Below are 2,898 nucleotides of genomic sequence, written 5' to 3'. Positions count from 1 at the left end.
AGTCCGGCGCCGGCGGCATCGATGTTCGCCTGGGCGCCAATCCCGGAGCCGTTCCGACATCTCGGCTCACTCGAATTCTCCAAGCTGCTCATCGAACATGCCGACGTGGCCGTGGCGCCCGGTGTTGGCTTCGGCGAGCATGGCGACGAATTCGTGCGCGTCGCTCTGGTCGAGAACGAGCACAGGATCCGGCAGGCGGCGCGCAACATCAAGCGCTTCCTGTCGACCAGCGCCAAGCAGCCCAACAATGTCGTGCCGCTCTCCGCTCACCGGTAAGCTTGCCGCACGCAAATTCGATCTGACTTTGAGGGACGTCGCCGGACATGGCTGAAGCATTGCGTGTTGGAATTGCCGGCCTCGGCACCGTTGGCGCGTCGGTGGCGCGCGTGCTGCGCGACAAAGCGGTGGAACTGACCCGCCAGTGCGGCCGTGACGTGATCGTCACCGCCGTCTCGGCGCGCGACCAGAAGCGCGATCGCGGCGTCGATCTGAGCTCGGCAAAGTGGTTCGACGATCCGGTCAAGATGGCGCAGACCGCAGAAATCGACGTGTTCGTCGAACTGATCGGCGGCGACGAGGGCCCGGCGCGCTCGTCGGTGAAAGCGGCACTCGAAGCCGGCCGTCACGTCGTCACCGCCAACAAGGCGCTGCTGGCCAAGCATGGCGTGGCGCTGGCCGAGATCGCCGAGAAAAAGGGTGTTCTGCTCAACTATGAGGCGGCGGTGGCGGGCGGCATTCCCGTCATCAAGACCATGCGCGAGGCGATGGCCGGAAATTCGGTCACCCGCGTATTCGGCATCCTCAACGGCACCTGCAACTACATCCTGACGCGCATGGAGGCCGAGGGCATCTCGTTCGATGCTTGCCTGCAGGACGCGCAGCGGCTGGGCTATGCCGAAGCCGATCCGACGTTCGACATCGAGGGCCACGACACCGCGCACAAGCTGTCGATCCTGACCAGCCTTGCCTTTGGCACCAGGATCGCCGCCAACGACATCTATATGGAAGGTATCTCCAACATCACCCAGGCCGACATCCGCGCGGCCGCCGATCTTGGCTACCGGATCAAGCTGCTGGGTGTCGCCCAGCGCACCGAGAGCGGCATCGAGCAGCGCGTGCATCCGACGATGGTGCCGACGGCATCGGTCATCGCGCAGGTGCATGGCGTCACCAATGCGGTGGCGATCGAGACCGACATTCTGGGCGAACTGCTGCTGTCAGGCCCCGGTGCCGGCGGCAACGCCACCGCCTCGGCCGTCATCGGCGACATCGCCGACATCGCCAAGAGCCGGCCAGGCTTCCAGCATGGTCCGGTCTTTGGACGGCCGGCGAAGGAGCTGAAACCCTACAAGAAGGCGCAGATGCGCAGCCATGCCGGCGGCTATTTCATCCGGTTGACCGTGCATGACCGCATCGGCGTTTTCGCGGCAATCGCCAAGCGCATGGCCGATAATGACATTTCATTGGAATCGATCGTCCAGCACGCGGTCAATGGCGAGGCGGCGGCACAGAAGACGGTGATCCTCGTCACCCACGAGACGACCGAGGCTGCTGTGCGCAAGGCCGTCGATGGCATCACCAAGGATGGCCATCTGACCGACAAGCCGCAGGTCATCCGCATCGAGCGGGCAGGGTAGCTTTCGCCCGATAGGCCCTGCGGGACAGGAATCCCGCAGGCATTGAGGTCTGGTCTGGTGGGGACAGCCGCCACGCGGGAACGAATTGGTGTCGTCGCCGTTCTCTTGGTCAGCAACCAGAGGAACCGCTTCATGGCCGATACCAACAAGTCCGACACCCCTAATATCGACGACATCCAGAAGACGCTGGAAAAGCAGATTGCCGATTTGCGCAAGGAGATTACCAAGATCAACAAGAGCATTTCGGCGCGGGGCGCGGAGATGCTCGACGACGCCGGCGAACAGGCGTCCGAGTTGTACGACACGGCCGCGAGCCGCGCTTCGCGTACGGCGCAACAGCTGCGCAGCCAGGCTCAGGCTGTTTCGGAGGTCGCGCGTGAAAATCCAGGTACGACGACAGCTTTGGTCGGCGTGATCGGCCTGCTCGGCTTTCTGGCCGGCTTCGCCATTGGTCAATCGACGAACGATACCTCCCGCCGCTGGTATTGACCGCAGCGCGATAGGGCCGGGCTTCCGGCCCACTCTCTTGTTTTCAGCAAATCACTTTTAAGGAGGGCACCATGGCTTCATCAGCATTGATCGGCATCCTGATCACATTCCTCGTCATCATCCTCGTTCTCTATCTGGTTCAACGCCTGCCGCTCGATGGCCGGATGAGACAGATAGTTCAGGTCATCGTCATCATCATCGGCATCATTTCACTGCTCAAATACCTCGCGGTTTTCTAGGCCGCGAACGCCGCCATTTTTACCGTTTTGAGACTGGCCCGGCGCACGGCGATCGGGCCAGTATCGTTTCAGGATGCGGCTTAACCGATTGGTATTGTTGGTTATTCGATAAAATCCTCAGTAGGTCTTGCCGTTGTCATGCTGGTTTGACAAAACAGGCCCGCCTCCGGCGGGAGGCCGCATTGCCAACGAGGAAATCACCAGATGAATGTGGCCCAGAACATCGTCGCCGGCCTTGACCGGATACTCACCATGGAACTGGTGCGCGTCACCGAACGAGCCGCCGTCGCGGCCGCCAGGCTGCGCGGGCGCGGCGACGAAAAGGCGGCCGACCAGGTCGCAGTCGACGCCATGCGCCAGGAACTCAACCGGCTTGCCATCAAGGGCACTGTGGTGATCGGCGAAGGCGAGCGCGACGAGGCGCCGATGCTCTACATCGGCGAGGAAGTCGGCTCCGGCAAAGGTCCGGCCGTCGATATCGCGCTCGATCCGCTCGAAGGCACGACGATTTGCGCCAAGAACCTGCCCACTGC

At 62.6% G+C, this 2,898-nt stretch carries 4 protein-coding genes and 1 pseudogene; all 5 read left to right on the top strand.

Annotated features, from left to right (window positions below):
- Positions 1-276: pseudogene (locus EN750_RS27240) on the top strand (aminotransferase); the annotation flags it as partial.
- Positions 277-323: 47 nt separating this feature from the next.
- Positions 324-1,637, top strand: a complete 1,314-nt coding sequence (locus EN750_RS27235; RefSeq protein ID WP_127398513.1) for a homoserine dehydrogenase — start codon at positions 324-326, stop codon at positions 1,635-1,637.
- A gap of 132 nt (positions 1,638-1,769) precedes the next feature.
- Positions 1,770-2,126, top strand: coding sequence for a hypothetical protein (locus EN750_RS27230; protein WP_127379827.1), 357 nt, complete (start codon positions 1,770-1,772; stop codon positions 2,124-2,126).
- 71 nt (positions 2,127-2,197) lie between these two features.
- Positions 2,198-2,365: a Thivi_2564 family membrane protein gene (locus EN750_RS27225; protein ID WP_013531988.1), complete on the top strand. Its 168-nt coding sequence runs from the start codon at positions 2,198-2,200 to the stop codon at positions 2,363-2,365.
- 204 nt (positions 2,366-2,569) lie between these two features.
- On the top strand, positions 2,570-2,898 hold a 329-nt coding region (locus EN750_RS27220), incomplete at its 3' end, for a fructose-bisphosphatase class II (RefSeq protein ID WP_127398511.1).

Source organism: Mesorhizobium sp. M7A.F.Ca.ET.027.03.2.1 (assembly GCF_003999175.1).
Lineage (GTDB): Bacteria > Pseudomonadota > Alphaproteobacteria > Rhizobiales > Rhizobiaceae > Mesorhizobium.
Note: the sequence above shows the minus strand (reverse complement) of the source record. Positions and strands in the feature narration are given on the sequence as shown.